Origin of the sequence: Rhodopirellula halodulae (genome assembly GCF_020966775.1) — a bacterium.
Classification (GTDB): Bacteria; Planctomycetota; Planctomycetia; order Pirellulales; family Pirellulaceae; genus Rhodopirellula; species Rhodopirellula halodulae.
In genome coordinates this window covers 124,186-143,704 of record NZ_JAJKFV010000007.1, presented here as the reverse complement: position 1 = coordinate 143,704, position 19,519 = coordinate 124,186, and the positions used below count along the sequence as shown (strand labels likewise).

At 56.9% G+C, this 19,519-nt stretch carries 15 protein-coding genes; 11 read left to right on the top strand and 4 right to left on the bottom strand.

Going from position 1 to position 19,519, the window contains the following annotated elements; translation table 11 throughout:
* Positions 1-37: 37 nt before the first annotated feature.
* The 3 genes from LOC70_RS05995 to LOC70_RS05985 all read left to right on the top strand — a co-directional run bounded on the left by LOC70_RS05995 (position 38) and on the right by LOC70_RS05985 (position 5,977).
* Positions 38-3,517, top strand: a complete 3,480-nt coding sequence (locus tag LOC70_RS05995) for an amidohydrolase family protein (RefSeq protein WP_390889002.1) — start codon at positions 38-40, stop codon at positions 3,515-3,517.
* On the top strand, positions 3,514-4,872 hold the full coding sequence (locus LOC70_RS05990; RefSeq protein ID WP_230252513.1) for an amidohydrolase family protein: 1,359 nt from the start codon (positions 3,514-3,516) through the stop codon (positions 4,870-4,872). Before LOC70_RS05995 ends, LOC70_RS05990 begins: the two co-directional genes overlap by 4 nt.
* A 400-nt stretch (positions 4,873-5,272) precedes the next feature.
* Complete coding sequence (locus LOC70_RS05985) at positions 5,273-5,977, top strand: hypothetical protein (protein WP_230252511.1); 705 nt, start codon at positions 5,273-5,275, stop codon at positions 5,975-5,977.
* Positions 5,978-6,113: 136 nt separating this feature from the next.
* Here the strand turns inward: LOC70_RS05985 and LOC70_RS05980 are convergent, their stop codons facing one another.
* On the bottom strand, positions 6,114-6,368 hold the full coding sequence (locus LOC70_RS05980) for a hypothetical protein (protein WP_230252510.1): 255 nt from the start codon (positions 6,366-6,368) through the stop codon (positions 6,114-6,116).
* A 62-nt stretch (positions 6,369-6,430) separates the two neighbouring features.
* Here LOC70_RS05980 and LOC70_RS05975 point away from each other — a divergent pair, with 62 nt between their 5' ends.
* Positions 6,431-7,708, top strand: a complete 1,278-nt coding sequence (locus tag LOC70_RS05975; protein ID WP_230252509.1) for an outer membrane protein assembly factor BamB family protein — start codon at positions 6,431-6,433, stop codon at positions 7,706-7,708.
* Between the two features lie 301 nt (positions 7,709-8,009).
* On the opposite strand, the gene LOC70_RS05970 is transcribed toward LOC70_RS05975, so the two are convergent.
* Positions 8,010-9,041: a DUF4261 domain-containing protein gene (locus LOC70_RS05970; protein WP_230252508.1), complete on the bottom strand. Its 1,032-nt coding sequence runs from the start codon at positions 9,039-9,041 to the stop codon at positions 8,010-8,012.
* 291 nt (positions 9,042-9,332) lie between these two features.
* Between LOC70_RS05970 and LOC70_RS05965 the strand changes: the two genes are divergently transcribed.
* Complete coding sequence (locus tag LOC70_RS05965) at positions 9,333-10,655, top strand: TCR/Tet family MFS transporter (protein ID WP_230252507.1); 1,323 nt, start codon at positions 9,333-9,335, stop codon at positions 10,653-10,655.
* Positions 10,655-11,653, top strand: coding sequence for an NAD-dependent epimerase/dehydratase family protein (locus LOC70_RS05960; RefSeq protein ID WP_230252506.1), 999 nt, complete (start codon positions 10,655-10,657; stop codon positions 11,651-11,653). The genes LOC70_RS05965 and LOC70_RS05960 overlap by 1 nt, the downstream gene beginning before the upstream one ends.
* On the opposite strand, the gene LOC70_RS05955 is transcribed toward LOC70_RS05960, so the two are convergent.
* Entirely contained in the window at positions 11,625-12,446 is an 822-nt protein-coding gene (locus LOC70_RS05955) for a DUF6690 family protein (protein ID WP_230252505.1), read from the bottom strand. The genes LOC70_RS05960 and LOC70_RS05955 overlap by 29 nt on opposite strands.
* A gap of 491 nt (positions 12,447-12,937) precedes the next feature.
* Between LOC70_RS05955 and LOC70_RS05950 the strand changes: the two genes are divergently transcribed.
* Together LOC70_RS05950 and LOC70_RS05945 are read left to right on the top strand one after the other, a co-directional pair.
* Positions 12,938-14,389 (top strand): tetratricopeptide repeat protein, encoded by a 1,452-nt coding sequence (locus LOC70_RS05950; protein WP_230252606.1) that lies wholly within the window; start codon positions 12,938-12,940, stop codon positions 14,387-14,389.
* A gap of 192 nt (positions 14,390-14,581) precedes the next feature.
* Positions 14,582-16,642 (top strand): hypothetical protein, encoded by a 2,061-nt coding sequence (locus LOC70_RS05945; RefSeq protein ID WP_230252503.1) that lies wholly within the window; start codon positions 14,582-14,584, stop codon positions 16,640-16,642.
* 7 nt (positions 16,643-16,649) lie between these two features.
* Here LOC70_RS05945 and LOC70_RS05940 read toward each other — a convergent pair whose 3' ends face one another.
* Entirely contained in the window at positions 16,650-17,846 is a 1,197-nt protein-coding gene (locus LOC70_RS05940; protein ID WP_306796883.1) for a glycosyl transferase, read from the bottom strand.
* Between LOC70_RS05940 and LOC70_RS05935 the strand changes: the two genes are divergently transcribed.
* Genes LOC70_RS05935 through LOC70_RS05925 form a run of 3 tightly spaced genes read left to right on the top strand, consistent with a single transcriptional unit; the run spans position 17,805 to position 19,494 of the window.
* Complete coding sequence (locus tag LOC70_RS05935) at positions 17,805-18,065, top strand: hypothetical protein (protein WP_230252500.1); 261 nt, start codon at positions 17,805-17,807, stop codon at positions 18,063-18,065. The genes LOC70_RS05940 and LOC70_RS05935 overlap by 42 nt on opposite strands.
* 59 nt (positions 18,066-18,124) lie before the next feature.
* Positions 18,125-19,081, top strand: a complete 957-nt coding sequence (locus LOC70_RS05930; RefSeq protein WP_230252498.1) for an HD-GYP domain-containing protein — start codon at positions 18,125-18,127, stop codon at positions 19,079-19,081.
* Positions 19,042-19,494: a hypothetical protein gene (locus LOC70_RS05925; RefSeq protein WP_230252496.1), complete on the top strand. Its 453-nt coding sequence runs from the start codon at positions 19,042-19,044 to the stop codon at positions 19,492-19,494. Before LOC70_RS05930 ends, LOC70_RS05925 begins: the two co-directional genes overlap by 40 nt.
* The last annotated feature ends 25 nt before the right edge of the window (positions 19,495-19,519 follow it).

The window sequence follows — 19,519 nt, the reverse complement described above, 5'->3', positions numbered from 1 at the left end:
TTCCTTGAGACCGTTTCATTGCCTGGGTCCAACCGTGATGGGCCAATTCGCGTTTGCTCTTTGGATCGCCGCGACAATTCCGCTGGCCTCCGCTCAAGACATTCGCAACGTCCAACCCACCGTTGGGTTGCGATCCAATGCTCCTGACACGCTGCTGCTGACCAATGCCACATTGATCGTCGGACCAGACGCTGTGTCGGAACGTCCGACAACGGATGAAGATGCCGAGGCCGATGACTCCACGGGCGATGTGTTGATCCGCCGCGGTCGAATCGTTGCGGTGGGAGATTCGTTGCAACCTCCTCCGGGATGTCGTGTCCTGGATTGCTCCGGCAAAACCATCTACGCCGGTTGGATCAACGCGTATCAAGAAGTCGGTGCGGACTCGCTGACGAATCCAAACGCAACGGATGATTATTGGAACGCCAACGTCGTCACGAACCGTCAAGTCAAAGATCTTTCGCGAATTCCAGATGCTGACAAACTCCGACGGCAAGGCTTCACCACCACCGTGTTGGCTCCGAAAGGACGCATTCTTGGCGGCCAACCGTCGGTGTGGTCGCTGAACGAAAACGATGACGATGCGGACAACGCCCACGACGGTCCGCAACGATTGCGTGAGCTGGAATGGATGACGGCGGCACTCAGCGTTCCTCGTCCCAATGATGCTGGCGAACGTTATCCCAATTCACCAATGGGCGCGGTGGCGTTGCTTCGCCAATCGCTTTACGACGCGATTTGGTACCGCGATGCGAGGGCCGCACACGAAGCCAACCCGTCGCTGCCCAGTCCTGACCGAAGTGCCACACTGCAACGTTTGCAAGCCGCGATTCCATCATCAACCTTTGTGTTCGATGCTTCCAACGAACGCATGGCAATGCGTGCACAAAAGATCGCTCAAGAGTTTTCTCTCAAAGCGATGCTTCGAGGATCCGGACGAGAGTATCGCGAAGCAGATTTGATCTGTGATCTTGACCGCGTCCTGCTGTTGCCGCTGAACTTTCCCGAGGCACCCGATGTCTCGACGCCCGATGCGGCTCGCGAAACTGAGTTGATCACCTTGATGCATTGGAAATTCGCCCCCACCAATCCGGGCGAAATGATTCGTCGCGGCGCAACGGTTTGCTTGACCGCCGATCGCTTGGACGACGTGGGCAAATTCCTCGACCGATGGCGAACGGCCGTGAAGCGAGGCCTTTCCAAACGAGACGCGATCGCGTCGGTCACCACCACTCCCGCACGATTGCTGGGACTGGAACGCACTCACGGTCGGATTGCCGCGGGCATGTCCGCCAACCTGATCGTTGCGGAGGGCGACCTTTTTGATGACGGCACAAAAATTTGGAAAGTCTTCGTCGATGGGCAATCCTTTGACATCCATGATTCCGGTGAAAGCAAAGTGCAACCGCTGGTTGGGTCTTGGAAGTTGCTGTTGCCCGCCGAAGCCGAAATCGAAGCGGAACTGAAGCTCACGCAAAAAGGCGGCAACCTGTCGGCGGAGATACTGCAACGAATCAACGAGTCGTCCACGCCGGCCAGTGATTCTGGTGACGAAACCGAATCATCCGAGCAGAAAGATGCCGACACGGAAGACACAAGCACGGAGCCCGAGGACACGAAAGAACCGGAGGACGCGAAAGAAGACGAACCCAAACCCGACAAACTGAAGATTCAGAAAATCATTCAGCGAATCGACCAGTTCGCCGGACAGGTGACCTGCGATGACGAAGACAGTCCTCTTTGCCAAGCGTTGAGCCTTCCGCCCGGCACACACCGAATCGTTGTTCGTTCGTCGGCAAAATCGTTGTCGGAAGTTTCCGAGGCATACCCGCTGACCATGGAAATCCATGCGATCGGCCAACCGGTTCGCAGAATTGAGACGACTTGGTTGGAAACGGAAACAGAGACAACCGACAACGAATCCGACGAAGTCACCTCCGACGACGAGTCTGACGCCAGCGAACCGCCACCGCAGCCTGCTACGGACGAGGACAACGCGAGCGACGAGGAAGGCGAATCCTCCGAACCCACTGATGAAACGCAGGAATCCGACACGTCGCAAACGGCGACTCCGCTGCAGATCGTTCGCCCACTCGGTGCCTATGGACGTTCGGAACCCATCGCCTCCGCCACCCGCGTGCTGTTTCGCGGTGCTCTGGTGTGGACCTGTCGCGATGAAGCGAACTTGAAGGTTCCCGAAACGCCGATGGACGTTCTGGTTGAAGACGGAAAGATCGTTGCGGTCGAGGATCACATCACCATTCCAACCGGTGACGAATGCTTGGTGATCGATGCCAGCGGCAAACACATCACGCCGGGTTTGATCGATTGCCATTCTCACGCCGCGACCGATGGTGGCGTCAACGAATCCGGACAGGTGGTCACCGCCGAAGTTCGCGTGGGTGACTTCATCGATCACACCGACATCACGATCTATCGCCAGTTAGCAGGCGGTGTCACCACGGCCAACATCCTTCACGGGTCAGCCAATCCGATCGGCGGACAAAACCAAGTCGTCAAGTTTCGCTGGGGCGACTCCATGGATGACTTCCGTTTTCGAGACGCACCGCTCGGCATCAAGTTCGCTCTGGGCGAGAACGTCAAACGAAACACCTCGCGTTATCCGAACACGCGAATGGGCGTCGAACAATTGCTTCGCGATCAGTTCTTGGCGGCACGCGAATATGCGGCGGCACATCGTCGGTGGAATTCCGGCAATCGCGAAACGCTGCCGCCTCGCATCGACCTGCAAATGGAAGCTCTGATGGAAATCCAAAACGGCGACCGTTGGATTCACTGCCATAGCTATCGACAAGACGAAATCATGGCGACGCTCGACGTGCTGGACGAATTCGGCATCAAGATCGGAACGCTGCAGCACATTTTGGAAGGTTACAAGGTCGCTGATCGGATGGCCGAACATGGTGCGATGGCGTCTTCGTTCGCCGATTGGTGGGCTTACAAGTTCGAGGTTTACGACGCGATTCCTTACAACGGTGTGCTGATGCACAACCGCGGCATTGTCGTTTCCTACAACAGCGATGATGCGGAACTCGGTCGTCACCTGAACACGGAAGCCGGCAAAGCCATCAAGTATGGCGGCGTCCCCGCGACGGAAGCCTTGAAGTTCGTGACGTTGAACCCCGCGAAGCAACTTCGCATTGATGATCGCGTCGGATCCATCGAAGTCGGCAAAGATGCGGACTTGGTGGTCTGGAGCGGCCCGCCGATGGCGACCACCACTCGCTGTGAACAAACCTGGATCGACGGACGCCCCATGTTCCGATTGGAAGACAACGCGGAGTTGCAGCAACGCGATGAAGCTTGGCGGAACGAGCTGATTCAAGAATTGCTTGACGGCAAACCCAAGTCCGACAACGCACCACCGAGTTCACAGAAGTCCTCTCGCCACGTTGAACTCGCGGAAGAAGAACGCTGGTTGCGGTACGACGAATACTGCAACTCCAAAGGCGCCCAACAAAACGCTCAAACTCAACAGACGGAGGCACGCCGATGAACGTTCCTACCACTCTCGCTCCGGTGACATCCACGATGAATCGATTGGTTGGTTCATGGTTGTCGACGTTGAATGGCATGTTGGTCGGATGTGCCATCGCATCATACTTGTCAACGACGGCTCACGCTCACGACATCATTCCGGGAAAGCCTCAAACTCAGCCCGTCGTGATCCAGCATGCCACGCTGCATGTCGGCAATGGTTCCGTCATCGAGAATGGATCGGTGCTTTTCCGCAAAGACAAAATCGTCTCGGTGGGTGCCTCCGTTGCGATTCCCGGCGATGCCATGCTGGTTGATGCTTCCGGACAACACGTTTATCCCGGATTGATCGATGCCTACACCGATCTTGGTCTTCGAGAAATCACGGCGGTGGACGTGACGGTCGACAATGTGGAGCGAGGCGAAATGAATCCGAACGTTCGTTCGTGGGTCGCGTTCAACCCGGACAGCGAGCTGATTCCGGTGGCTCGTTCCGGCGGCGTGTTGATGACTCACGTGGTGCCCGGCGGTCGTTTGCTGCAAGGGCAATCCGGAGTGCTGCAACTGGATGGATGGTCCGCGCGAGACATGCTGCTCAGTGGTCCCGCAGGCATGTGCATTAACTGGGATTCGCTTGTTCCGCGAGGCGGCGATACCAAAGAAAACGCCAAACGCTACAACGACAAAATTCGCGAATTGGATGAGTTGCTGGAGCGAGCCCGACGTTATGCGGAGCAAGACCGCGACGGTGCTGGCTTCCAATCCGATGTGCGATTGGAGAGCCTGGTTCCGGTCATCGAAGGCAAGCTTCCCGTGTTCGTCCAAGCCGATCGTTTCGCTGCCATCGATTCCGCGATTTCGTTTTTCACTTCACGGCAAATTCCAATGGTGCTGTGCGGTGGTGCGGACGCGATGCACTGCGTCGATCGTTTGACCGCTCATGACATTCCGGTGATCTTGATTGCCACCTACCGTTTGCCTCGTCGGCGACATGATGCGGTCGACGCGTTGTATTCATTGCCAGCCAAGTTGCGTGACGCGGGTGTGCGTTTCGCCATCGCGGGCGAAGGTGCCGGGTATCCGGGCGGAGCATCCAACGTTCGCAACTTGCCGTATCATGCTGGCGTTGCGGTGGCTCACGGTTTGCCTCACGAAGAAGCCGTTCGTGCCATCACGCAGTCCCCCGCTGAAATCCTTGGGGTCGCTGACCGAGTCGGTTCATTGGCCGCGGAACGCGATGCCACGCTGATCTTGGTCGATGGCGATGTGCTAGAAACCGGTTCGCGCGTGGTCGATGCTTACGTCCAAGGCCGCAAGGTCGACCTCAGTAACAAACACAAACAACTGTATCGCAAGTACGAAGCAAAACCCTGACGCGACAAATCGCATGTGAACGACTCTTCCTTTCCTCACCGGCCGCGTTCCAGGCTGCTGATTGAGTCAGCCGGAACGCAATCGATAACGTCGCGATAAGGACGGCCATTCGAAATCAGTCTATCCACGAAACGCGAGGCTCAGGCTGTCCTGAACCGGATTCAGCAAGCCGGTCCCAGCGTTTCTCCGGATCAGACCACAAGCCAAAGGATGCAACCGCCACGACACTGGCTACCGTCGCCACGGTGTCGCTTCCACTGCATCGAATGGCAAGACACATGTGTGCGTCCCTCTTCACTCGCGAGCCACCTTCGAAAGCACGGACGGGAATGCTGCACGGCCCCCGTTGACCATTGCCACTTTAAACGCAACCGGGCCTTTTTGATGCAAACCGTGTGTGGTGCTCACGAGTAGCATCCGCACCTCTGCTAGCAAGATTGGTAACGCTGCTCTCCCTTGCAGTAGGATGGATGGACCACGTGCGTCCTTCTTGATGGCTTCCTGGCTTATGAAACGTCTTTTAATAGCTTTCCTTTTAACGATCTCTTCAATTGTCTCCATTTTTTTCGTGCGAGCGTATCGCGAGAACCTCACGTTGAAAGCCGAGGTTTCTGAGCTAACCGAAACCGTCGAATCCTACAAATGCTTGGTTGAAAGTCGAGATGAGAACTTGGCTCATTCACGGCTCGGCACCAGCATGCTTTGTCGATTGGCTTTATCCAAATCCGGAAACGACGTTTTCAAATTTCTTGGCATGACACCGGTCGGATCTCTGAATTGCAAGATGATCGACTTAGCGGAATCGCCAGAGACCAAGTTGCTCTGGTATACCCAAAAGCTGGAATACGATGCTGCCAAACCGATTTCTTCGAAGGAAACCAAAGCTCGTTTAGAAGAAGCCAAAGCCGTTTTGTTCGTTGTTGATTTCCATTCACTTTCTATCGTCGACCACGTGATGATCAAGAATTTCAATGGGGTATCAAAACTCAGCGGGGCAATAGTACAAAGCCCGCCACCCTATCAATACCTCGTTGGCTGCCATCTCCCGGATGGAACGCCGGTGGAATACCAGGTTTCACCAACCGGATTCGAACGGATTCAGTAGTTGCGACAGCTGACGAAATGCGGACGGGGTCAATTAGCGGCCTGGTGACCTTCTTGAATCACACTCAGCAGTGTTGCCTTATGCTCCGCAAAAGCAGCGTTTGCCGACGCCGCTGTCGCGGAGTGACAGGCGACACTCAAAAATCAACAGGTGTGAAGCCGCACATGGATTGAGGGTCGCGTCCCGAGGCTGAAGGGTGGCGCACACACCCGTGTTTGATCGCGCTTACTTCTACCGAATCGATGACAAAGCAGGCGAGACTTGGCTGGATGCGACTTCGATTCAGGCCGCTTTCCTTTTCAATTGCACTGAGCCTTTGGTTACCACGCGTGAAGAAGTGGCTTGATATACTGTTCCGCCACGCAACCAGAAGATTTTTCAATTCAATCATTTGCGAATCGAGCGGGTTCTATCACGATGATTGTCAACACGGTGAAACAGGGCGATGATGGAATGAGAAAGATGCTTTTGACGGGAATCGTCTGTTTGTTAATGTCGTGTCAATTCACTTCGGCAGAGACACCAACATTTTCAGATACCGACTGGCCGTGGTGGCGTGGTGAACAACGGCAGGGTCATGCCACCACCGACACGCTTCCGCCACTCTCTTGGGACGATTCAGCGGAAACGGCGGACAACATTCTTTGGAAGACCGCTATTCCGGGACGCGGGCATGGTTCGCCGATCTTGCTGGCTGACAAGGTTTTCTTGCAGATCGCGGACAAGTCGCGTCAGTCGTTGTTGCTGGTGTGTTTCCGACGCGACAATGGCGAAAAGCTGTGGGACTGCGTCGTTCACGAAGGTGCCTACGACACGACGCATCAACGCGAACCGAACACCAAGGCGTCCTGGGCTTCGTGTACGCCAGCCACCGATGGGCAACTCGTTTTCGTCAATTTCTACTTCGACAAAGCGGTCTACACCTCGGCGGTTGACTTGTCAGGCAAGCTTCGGTGGCAACAAAGACTGTGTGATTACCGCATCCACCAAGGGTATGGATCCTCTCCGACAATCCACGAAGACTTGGTGATTTCGACGGCCGACAACAAAGAAGGCGGTCAAGTTGTCGCGATGAAACGAGATTCCGGCGAGGTCGTCTGGCGACACGCCCGGCCCAAAGAGCCGAACTACGCCTCGCCGGTTGTTCTGCCTGTTGCCGGCAAAGACCAATTGATTCTGACCGGATGCGACTTGGTCACCAGCCTGGATCCGCTTACCGGAAACGTGAATTGGGAGATCGAAGGTGCAACCACGGAGTGCGTGACCACGACCGTGACAGACGGGACGCATGTGTTCTCCAGTGGCGGTTACCCGGACAATCACATTTCGGCGGTGGTCGCAGAAGGTTCTGGCGAGGTGGCTTGGCGGGTGAACACGCGAGTCTACGTCCCTTCCATGTTGCAAAAAGACGGCTTCCTCTACATGACGTTGGATGCCGGCGTTGCCATGTGCGTCGAATGTGAGACAGGCGACACTCAGTGGAAAGCTCGTCTGGGCGGCGACTTCACCGCATCACCAGTCCTGGTGGGCGACCACATTTTCGCCGTCAACGAAGCCGGCGAATATTCAGTCTTTCGGGCGAATCCGGACAAGTTCGAACTGGTGGTCAAGAACAAATTGGGGGACTCGGTCTATTCGACGCCCACCATCAGCGATGGCAAAATTTATCATCGCGTTGGTTACCAAGAAGGCGATCAACGCAATGAGTACCTGATCTGCATCGGCGAGTGAGACCTGCTGGCGTAGGTCCGGTTCCACCGGACGTTGAGCATTCAACAAGCTGACAACCTGTGCTACGTAGAGTGAGACAGTGTCGGCCAAGAGTGGTCAACCTACCTGCCGAGTGCCCATCGCCACGTAGGTCCGGTTCCACCGGACATTGAGCATTCAACAGGCTGGCAGCCTGTGCTACGTCGAGTGAGTGGTGTCGGCCATGAGTAGCCAACCTACCTGCCGAGTGCCCGTCGCCACGTAGGTCCGGTTCCACCGGACCCTGAACATTCAACAAACTGGCAACCTGTGTGACGGCGGGCTATGTGGCTTGAAATTGTTCCGGCAACGGGTGGTCGTCTTGCGGTGTGCAGCGCAGGACCGCTCGTTGCGGATCAGCGATACTGTTGGACTGGAAATGAATTTCCCAGGTCCTCCCGCCAGGCCCCTCCACCGTGTCGCCATCGACAAACGGTTCGTCGCTTTCGATCAGATGGCAGGTGATCAAACGAAGCATCTCGTCGACGTCGTTGAAGTCGTACGACTCGGCGAAGAACAACGCTTCAATGTCTGGCAAATCAAGCTGCCCATTGCCAACGGTGTCCATCGCGGCGAACCCGTCGTCGAGGCTGTACAGACGAACGTTCGCCCACAGATCCAGCGGCGGGAAATCATTCTCTTCCGATTCCTGAATCACCTGATTCAACCCCTCGGAATTCCGAATCGTTTCTCCGGCGGGGTTGAAGTACGCGATGGCTTGCGGCATTTCGGCGAGCGCGGCGGCGACTTCCGTGATCAAGGCCAACTCATCAAAGGGTTCGTAGTTTTCGGGCGTCAGCGGTGCGTCGTCTTGATCGCTTTTCAAAACGTAGCTGCTGCGGATCCGCAAAAAGTGCGTGTGCGTTGGCACTTCGGTTTTCCCGTCATCCCAAACCCACAATTGTTCGAGCGCTCGCTGCAGAGAGTTGGGGAACGTGATCGGTCCAAAGGAACCACTGGACCAAGCTTGGCGGACCGGAGAATCCGCGTTGTCGAATTCCATGTCGTCAGGCCAAGGATGATCGACCAAATCGATCGCTAAATGACCCGGCGTGTCTTCGTCCATGTCCATGACCAACGAAGGCCCGGCGATGGCCCAATCCGCCGTCGCCGGCAGAGGGTCCGACGGTTCAAATTCATCGATCGCGGCGGCAATTTTTCGCATCGACACGCGTTCGCGCAGCAAAACAACGACGCATTGAGTGTAGAAGCCTTGGGGCATCCGAAAGAACCTTCGTAAGAGCGAAATCCGTTTGGCAACGCCGAGAACGCGATGACGACCGTGCACCGCGAGAAAGCTCTGCGTGCGTGGCATGCTTCCAGCACACCAAACGACCGTCAACAGAACGTTGATGGACAAACGAAACAGTTTAGACGCCCACTGAAACGTCCGAAAGCCGGGACCACCACGCTCAAACTTCGGCTGAGCGGGCGTCCTTGCCAGCGTCGATTTCGGTCGCGTTTGGTTGCGGACGGGAGCGATTCGCCCACCTCGACGCAGAGCCGCGCGGATCGTAAGTTGTGGGCTTGCCGATCGGCCGTCCCACCGCCTCTTGCCCCCCAGAATGCATTGATCACGCCTCCGCACCAGCGACGTTCGGCGGCCATGGCGTTCATTCTGTTGACGCTGCTGATCGACATCTTGGCGATCGGGATCATCATCCCAGTGTTGCCCGAATTGGTCAAAGAATTCGTTGGCGGCGACACGTCCCGCGCCAGCCGCTACGTCGGCGTGATTGGTGCGACCTATTCGTTGATGCAATTCTTCTTTGCACCGGTGCTGGGTGCCCTGTCGGATCGTTTCGGTCGGCGACCGGTCATCCTGGCATCGTTGTTCGGTTTAGGCGTCGACTTCATCGTCACCGGTCTCGCACCTTCGGTTGGATGGCTGTTCTTGGGCCGAATTGTTGCGGGAGTGATGGGCGCCAGTTTCTCCACGGCGAATGCTTACATCGCGGATGTCTCCACACAAGAAACCCGAGCCCGAAACTTTGGCTTGGTGGGCATGATGTTCGGACTGGGGTTCATCATCGGTCCGGCTCTGGGCGGCGTCTTGGGAGGCATTCATATTCGGTTGCCGTTTTTCGTCGCCGCGGGTTTGTCGTTGGTCAATTGGCTCTACGGTTTCTTTATCCTGCCGGAATCTCTGCCACCGGAAAAACGTGGCAGCATTTCATTGGCGGCCATGAACCCGTTGGGAACCGTTTCGCGACTTCGCAATTATCCCATGATTGCCGGGCTGGCGGTCGCGTTCATGTTTTCGTCACTCGCTCAACGCGGCTTGGAAAACGTTTGGGTCCTGTCGATGGGATTCCGGTTTGGCTGGAACGAAGTCACGAATGGATTGACCTTGGCATTGGTTGGATTGATGGCCGCCATCGTGCAAGGCGGAATGGTGCGTCCGACCATCAAACGCTTGGGCGAACGCAAAACAGCTTTGATGGCAACATGTGTTTCTTGCATTGCCTTCCTCGGTTATGGCTTGGCCACACAAGGTTGGATGATCCCATGCATCGTGATCTTTGGTTCACTCGCCGGTTTGGCGGGGCCAGCCATTCAAAGCTTGGTGGCGGGACGCGTCAGCCCGGACGAGCAAGGCAAGGTGCAGGGTGCACTGACCTCGCTGATCAGCCTGACCAACATTCCGGCGCCGCTGCTTTTCACCAGCGGATTGCTCGGCTACTTCACATCAGACGATGCACCGTTTGAGTTTCCGGGGGCACCGTTCGTGTTCGGCTCACTGTTGCTCGCCATCGCGGTGGTGATTTTGGCTCGGGTCTTCATGAAGTTTCCCGCGAGCGAAGACACCGTCGCAAAGGACTCCGATCCGGACACATCCGGACCGGCTGATCGTGTTTCGCACGGAAGCAACGATCCAGGTGCCGCGTCATCGGAAACCACTTCATCGACCGCTCTGGAGTCGACTTGATGCGAGTCGTGGTCACGGGATGCAGCGGTTTTCTGGGACGGGAGATCGTCCGTCAACTTCTGCAACGTGGTGATGACGTCGTTGGATTGTCGCGACGCGAAACGCCGGATTTGGTTCGAGACGGCATGGAACACCATCGCGGTGACTTGTTGGACCAAGACTACTTGGCCCGAGTCATCCCAGGTGCTGACGTGGTCGTGCATACCGCAGCCGTTGCTGGCGTCTGGGGACCATGGCAGCATTACTTTGACAACAACGTGGTTGCCTCACGTCATGTGTTGGAAGCATGTCAGCAAAACGACGTGTCGCAATTGGTCTACACCAGCAGCCCCAGCGTGACATTCGGAGGCGAAGACCAGACCCACGTGGACGAATCCGAACCGTATCCGGACGAGTTCCTTTGTCACTACCCGCACACAAAGTCGATCGCGGAAAAGGAAACCCTGGATGCGGATCAACCGAACCAATTGCGAACGTTGGCGCTGCGTCCGCATTTAATTTGGGGCCCCGAAGATCCGCATCTGATTCCACGAGTCTTGGACCGTGCTCGTCGTGGTCGATTGCGAATCATTGGCGAGGGAAAAAATGTGATCGACACGGTCCATGTGACCAACGCCGCGGCGGCTCATCTGAATGCGATCGATGCGTTGCAAAACCAACCCGAGAGAGCAGCGGGCAGAGCCTACTTCATCACGCAAGACGAACCGGTCAATTGCTGGGACTGGATCACTCAGCTATGCGAACAACATGACGTGCCTCCGCCAAAGAAGTCGATCTCGTTCCAAGCCGCCTATCGAATCGGGGCAACCTTGGAACGGATCTATCGTTGGACGGGACGTCGCTCTGAACCGCCGATGACTCGCTTTGTCGCGGCTCAGCTTGCGAAGGATCACTCGTTTGACATCTCGGCTGCCAAAGAGCGACTCGGCTACCGACCGCTCATCAACATGGACGAAGGCCTGCAAACGCTCACCAGCGCCCCGTCCACTGGTCAGTGACCACGATCCGCTTGGCTTCATCGCTGATTCCGTAGGTCAAGTTGGGTTGGTTCAGTTCCAAGAACACCGTGTACTTTTGGTGCACCGCATCGCTGAAGACAACCGGAGCGTGCGTCAATCGCAAGAAGTGAACCGGGGTGCCGTTCCAACGTTTGGTGAAGACGCCTGCTTCCAACGCTGGTTCCCGAACCAAACCGTAATACGACTGCAGCGTCGTGACCAATCGGGACGGGTCTCCGGTAAAGCCGTGAAGCGAAATTCGTTGGATCTGACCGGTGCGATCAAAGTAGTACGTCAGCGTGCCCGCCAAATCGGTGGCTTGCGTGCCGGTGACAATCGGCACACGCAGCCCTTCCAATTGCAAGTCAGCCAAGACCGTCGACACTCGTGAAAATCGATTGAGCACCGCGTGCGTCGTCAGGTCGAAACGCAAAACTTCACGCAAATCAGCCACATTGTTTCCCGCCAGTCCGGGAGCCTGATCCGAAGCCGGCATCGCACCCAGCTTTTGAGCGATCTCCGGTTCGTAGCGGTATCGTTTGGACGAGACACCACGAAGCGTTTCGACTTGGTGGTGCGAGTGCACCGGATAACGATCCGATTCGGGATCATGGGTGACTCCGCCCAGCGGTGCCTCCCCCGATCCCCATCCTGCGACTTCGGTTCCGTCGGCTCGAAACACATTGGTGACGGATCCCGCCGCATTGCGTCCCCAATCCGTTTCGGACGCGATGTAGGGTCCCCCGGCGGCGACGGCGAGGACCGTGATTTTGCCAAGGCGAGTGACGAGCATGACCGGTGAACCTGAAAGTGCGTTGGGAGGTGATGGCGAACAGGGGAAGAGGGTGGAAAAGGAGTTCGCCCGGAGTCGGTATCGGTTACCTGCCACGCAAAGTCGCCCCATTTTTCAATTGCCCGCGGGACCGCTAGCAACCAGCCTTTCCGAATCGGTGCTTCAATCGGCAAAGTCACTGCATTCAGAACGACGGGCTTGGTCCGCAACGTACATTCCATCGCTCGTACGGACATTCGTTGCCTGATACTGACTCTCTGACAGGTCCGCACGAAGCAAACGCTTGAGAATGCAAACGCCTGAAAATCGGCTTCACCCCGCAAGCGGTGTGGTGACGCGGCATTGATCGGATATCTTGTGACTGCGTCAACCGACACGCTGATTCCTTTCTGATTCCTTCCAGCTCGAACATGAATGCCAACACGGACGTGAGCAACGCAGACATGAACGAATCGGACGAGCCAAACGACGAACTTGGTTTCAGCGAGCGGATGCCACCGGCGGAATTGCTCTCTGGATTCTTTCAGGCAAGCGCCCCGTCCGGAGACGACGATCGTGAAGCATCAAACGAGGATGGCTCGACGGAAGATGAGTCCGACGATGACATCCCGGCCCATGCCGATAGTGATGACGCAGAAAACCCGTTGGCAGGAATGCGAATCGCGATTGTGGGTCGCTTGGGCGGAATGAATCGTCGAGAAGCGACCAATTTGCTGAGGTCCTACGGAGCGGTGGTTGCGGAGAGCGAATCGTCGTCCGTCAATTGCATTGTGATCGGCGCCGAGGAGTCTCCTTTGGCGGAGGCTGAGCTGATCGAAAAAGCGACCGAGCGGCGTGGCGAGCTGGCTGACCTGCAGATCCTTCATGAAACCGATTTGTGGCAACAGCTCGGTTTGGTCGACGCCGAGCAATCCATCCGCAAATTGCACACGCCGGCGATGTTGGCTCATTTGCTGGGCGTTTCAGTTCGTGTGATTCGACGTTGGCATCGACGCGGTTTGATTCAACCCGTCCGCACACTGCACAAACTGCCGTACTTCGATTTTCAAGAGGTCGCAACCGCGCGGCGATTGGCGGCCTGGGTTGCGTCCGGTGCCAGCCCGGAAGCGATCGAGCGACGCATCATGCAGTGGGTCGAGGTTGTCCCCAATCTTCGCCGACCTCTGGATCAACTGTCGATTCTGGTGGAGGGCAAACAAGTCTTGCTGCGTCAAGGCGAAGGCTTGATCGAGCCAGGCGGACAACTGCGTTTCGATTTCGATGCGTTGGAAGAGCCCGAATCCAATTCCGACACGCCTGAATCCGACGAAACGATCCTGCGTTTCGCTCGCCCGGTGGATCCGAATCACGAAGCGGGAGGCTTCCCTTTTGTCGAAGCCCCGTTTTCCGATGAAACGAATCTCGGCATTTCGATCGCGTCGAGCGCGGACGACATGGAATTTCCTCCGGCGGAGCCTCCCGCGGACGAAGAGGACGAGCTGTTGCTGTCGGCCTACCAAGCCGAGGACTCCGGGGAATTGGAAATCGCCATCGATTGCTATCACGCCGTGCTGGCTCGCGACGGTGTTCGATCGGACATTCATTTTCAAATCGGCGAGTTGCTCTACCGAATCGGCGAACCGATCGCAGCGAGAGAACGCTACTACGCGGCGTTGGAAGTCGATCCAGATTTCGTGGAAGCGAGATCGAGTCTGGCTGGCGTGTTGGCGGAAACCGGCCAACTTGAGCTTGCCGTTGCAGCCTATCGAGGCGCGTTGGCTTTGCACGACGATTACCCCGATGTGCACTACAACTTGGCCCGAATTTTGGAAGACCTGCACCGCAGCGTCGAAGCCGAGCATCATTGGCGACGTTTCCTCCAACTTTCTCCCGGCAGTCCCTGGGCCGATGAAGCCCACGCTCGGCTGGAAGAACTGCGTCAATCGGAACAACCCGAAACGTAAACCGCAAAATTTCGCGGCGAGCAATCCAAGAAGGCCCCTCGGCAGCCCGCAAATTCGGTCCCCCCGGACAACCAAGAAACACGCCTTCTCGAACCGCCGTGAGCAAGCCGGAAGAAGCGTGATTCTGGAAAACGAGAGATTAGAATGGGCCACTTCTCATCTGATTTCACGCCCATTTCGTGGACCTTCCGAATGGCTGACCGCATCTTCAGTCGCCCAATCGTCCTGCTGCTCTTTTTCGGTGTTGCCACAGCCAGCCTGTGCACACGCGTGCCTGCCTTCGCCCAGGAGGAAGCTGAAACGGAAAATGATCCCGCCCTCAGCGATTCGGCCCTCAGTGATCCGGCCGTGGAACAATTGCTGTTGAAAGCCACCGGCGGACCGGAAGCCCTTGGACGCAGCATCGATTCGCTCGCACGCATGCAAGTCTGGTCCGCAGTCGATCAATTGCTTTCTCCGCTGGCAGAGAATGCCCCCGCCGACGAACGTGCCTCACGCATTGCATCGGAGATCGGAACCGATCAACGCGTTCGGATCTCACTCGCAACGGAAGTCTCCGAGCCAGCCAAACAAGCTCTGGATGCTCTCTTCGCCGCTCGCAAGAAAGATCTTCAGTCCCCCACGCGTCTGCAGCCCGCGATCGCCAAATTGACTTCCGCCAGCCCGGATGAAAAGCTGGCCGCGTATCGCACCCTGTTCCGCGGGGGCGAAGCCGCTTCCGCCGCGTTGATTACCGAGATCGTACGCACCGACGATCCGGATCAACGAAACGCATGCCTGCGTGTGCTTCTCGAAATCGATCGGTCCGCCGGTATCAACGGACTTCGCCGAGTCGCCTTGTACGGCACAGCATCCGCCAGCAACCAAGCCATCCAGGCGTTGCAGCTTCTCAACATAGAAGAAGTGCAAATCGATCTCCTCACCAAGCGATTGGAATCATCCGCGGACGAAGATCTGCGTGCGTCGGCGATCCGGATGATGCGTCAATCGCTGGCCGACGCGATGGACAATTCGATTCACACACAACACGATTTCGGAAACGTCACGGCTTGGGCGATCAACGCTCAACGCGACGGCGTCCAGCCAACCCAAGCGGCAACGTGGGTGCTGGCGTTTCGCGACGCGGCCGATGCGGCTTCGCGATTAGCGAAGATTGGTGACCAAGAGTCCTCCAGTGTCATCGCTCAACTGACCGCTCAATTGGCCTACCGCGTCGCAAACGATCCGGATTGGGGCGACGCGAAGAATCGGGAACAGTTCATTCAGAGCTTCTTTGCGGATGCGGACGCGACCGCCGTGCTGCAGACCTGGACCTTGCCCGTGTTGAAATTCAGCGTGCAATCCCAAAACGATCCCGCCGCCGTGGGCATGCTTCGAATGATCGATGGTGACCTTGATCGCTCGCTGGCCAACGCGTTGCTTCGAAATGGAGCCACCGCGAGCGTGCTGGTCGAAGCCGTGGACCATCCCAATGCGACCGTCCGATACGAAGCCGCTTCCGCGATCGCTCGATTGCTCCATTCCGATCCGCAACTCAATTTCGCGGGGATGTCGCGAGTCGAAAAACGTTGGCAACAGATGGCCACGCTCGGCAACCGCCCCATTTCCGTTGTGCTCGAGAACCGCCCCGAGATCATCTCGGGCTGGGAACGCATCATGAACAGCGCTGGCTACGATGCCCGTATCGTTTCGACGGTGGCATCGCTGGAGCGAATGATTGCACTGGGCGATGACGTTCGTTTGGTGGTTTCCAAACGCGAACCCAAAGACGCATCCGCCATCGAGATGATCGACGTGGTCCGGCGACAACCGCTCGGCCGAGACATTCCGCTGTTGATCTATTCCCCGGCGATCGAGATCGAAGGACCTGAAATCATTGAAGAAGAGCTGGATCAACGCACCGAGGCTCAAAAAGCATTTGACGCGAATTTGCCGGATCAGTTTGGTGTCCGCGGCGGGATCGCATCCCTGGATGTCAAGATCGAGCGGAGCCTGCTCTACGGGGAAGTCGACCGTGATTGGACCAAGAAGCGAGAACTGGACCTGCAATTAATCGGCCAAACTCGATGGGCTGACGAGTCGCTTCGTGCGGGACTGATCCGCTCCATGCCGCGACCCAGCTCGGCCGCTGGTTTGTACGAACTGTTGCTGGACAGTCGTCGACGCGAACACTTGCCTAGCCTGACCGCCAGCGACCGTGTTCGCTACCGCAATGTGGCCCTGGATGCATTGGATGCGTCCCAGGCCAACTGATCGCGTTTCAAACCGTGTCGCGAAGCCGCGAGGTGAACTCGGGGAAGGCAGCTCGCACGCGAGTCCAGTTTGGAATCGACGGGTTACCACTCGGATCCGCCGCGAAGACTTCCCCGGCTTGGGTCACGCATTGTGCAAAGGCTTCGATTGCCATTTCCTCGGAGTGACGATCGTAGTGCAGCGAGTTGACTCGCGCGTCGGCGGCGTATTGGCGAATGCAATCTTGAGCGATCCGCAGGAACGAAGCTCGCAAGGTCACAAACGTTGATTCGCCAAACACAATGCCTTGGCTGGCCAGCGTTCGATAGATCGTGGTCAAAATGTCGAGCGCCATTTTGATCAAACCGCTGGACGGTTGATCCACCGCCAACGTTTGATGCTTGTGCTCATACAGCCGAGCCAAATCGACTTGGCACACTCGTTTGTGCGACGTGTTGCGGTAAACATCGGCGAGCGTCCCGACTTCCAATCCCCAATCGCTGGCGACTCGATTGGTTCGCGCCAAGTTGCGAGTCAGCGAGAATTCCCCGGACAACGGATAACGGAAGTTCCCCAGGAATCGCACGAACTGATTTTCGGGGAAGCACTGCATCAAGGCACGCAACAACGGCGCCACCAACAACCGGACAACGCGGCCGTGCATCCGATCCGTGACGCGAGCGTAATATGCCTTGCAGAATTCGAAGTCCAATCCGGGGTGCACCATCGGCAAACACAGGCGTGACAGCAATTGCCGGTCGTAGTCGACAATGTCGCAATCGTGCAGCACGAACGTTTCAATGTTGGGATCGTCCAACAAGTATCCAAACGCAGTCCATACACTTCGACCTTTGCCGGGCACCGAAACGTCGATCCCCGCATCGATCAACTCTTGGTACAGCCCCTGGACTTCTGGGCCGTCGGTCCAAAGCACTTTCGCTCGGTCACCCAGCGGTGCGATCTTCGCGCAGGTTTCGTCGTAATCCGCTTGGTCGGGCGCCACGCCCAGGCTGACCACAATCGACGCGATGTAGTCCGCTTGTGATAGTTCTCGCACGATCACGTCGAACGGTTCGGCACGCATGTCCGATGCGGTCACGGGCAAAACCAAGCCAATCGCGTGGTTTTGCGTCGATTCGCGAAGCATCGACTCCAAACTCTCCAGTTTCGCCGACCGGAGATCGTGGATCGTCGTGATCATATCGTGCTGATAGAAGTCTGGCATGCCAACCTTTCTCGTCGTCCAAAAGCAAGTGATTCGGGCACCATCCCGGCAACGCAGCAGTCTGAACGAATGTCGTCAGATGAGCAACGAGTGCAAATTTCTCGCGGAATGATCGTATTCGTGGTATCGGAAGGTCCGGTTGTAACAACGAGCCAAACTGAAATGGCTGAAGAAATCACTGCCAATCCCGACCGGCATCTTTCCTTGCTGTACGTTTGAATGGATCCAAACCGATGGGTCCACACCCCCCACTCGTGTGTCAGCGGTTCTTGTCACTCATGCTCGTATCGGACCTCATCGCAATCAGCGTCTCCACCCTGTCGCCGTCATCGGCGATTGGTGCGGATCTGTATTGCCGTGTCGGCCAAACCGATGAGGCCAAACTGTATCGCGGTGCGGATTACCCCATGAAGCCGCAGGACTTGAACAAGCTGAAGTCCCGAGGTGTGACCAAGCTGTTCATCGAACGCGAAGGCCGCGATTCCTACCAGAACTACCTGCGCGACTTGGCGGCCGGTGGCGGCAGCGAAAACGCTGACAACGCTCAGCGTTCAGCGGCTCTCAACGAAGTCGTGCTGGATGTGCTGCAAGGAAGCTTTGAAACCAACGACCAAGACAACACCGTGGAAGCCGCCAGCGACCTGGGCGGTCTCGCCGCGAGTTTGGTATCGCGAGAAGATTTCGCGGCGGGCGATCTGTTCCGAGTTCTCAATCACGACTACGCCACGTTCACTCACAGTGCCAACGTGGCCATGTACGCGGGGATGCTGGCCCGCGAGTTGGGCTTCACGGAAGAGGACATTGAGCTGGTGGTCGCCGGTGGATTGCTGCACGATCTCGGCAAACTGGAGATTCCCGATCAGATTCTGACCAAGCCAGGACGTTTGGACGAAGACGAATTCGCACAGATCAAACGCCATCCGGCGGAAGGATTTCGTCAACTCGCACGACGCGAAGACCTGACGTTCGCTCAATTGATGATGGTGTACCAACACCACGAGCGACTCGATGGCGGCGGCTATCCCGTCGGCAGTCACGACCAAGAGATCCATCCATGGGCAAAGCTTTGCGCCGTCGTGGATATTTACGAAGCCGTGACCAGCCAACGTCCCTACAGGACTCCTATGTCACGCTCGGATGCATGTAACCTGATTCGTCGCGAAAGCGGCAAGGCCCTCGACCCGGAGATGGTGGAATGTTGGATTTCGATTATCCACAGCACTATGCCCAAGTAGTCAGGGCCACGCACTGGGACATCGACTTGCCAGAAGAATGGTCCGACTTCTTTCATGAGTCGGGCGTGGCACCGGTGGCTTATTCCGACCAACGTCAATCGCAGCGACGCATTGTGCGGACCTGCGGGCTGTTGTACTTCGACCGCGCATTGCCTTGCATGCCGCGATCATGCCGACCACTGGGCATCTTCACGCGAGATTTTTCGAAAAATGCCTGTGGCATCATCACACCGATCGAACTGTATCCCGAAGAAGACGTCCGACTGATCCTACCCACCTTTTGGCTTCAGCTTCGCGTCGTGCGTGCCTTCCGCCACCAAGCCAAATGCTACGAAATCGGCATGCGTTTGCTGCACCGCAACAACCCGTCTCAAGACGCCTTTATGATCGGCGGCCGCTTTGCCGAAGCCTGATTCCGTCGGCCCGGTCCCACGGAAA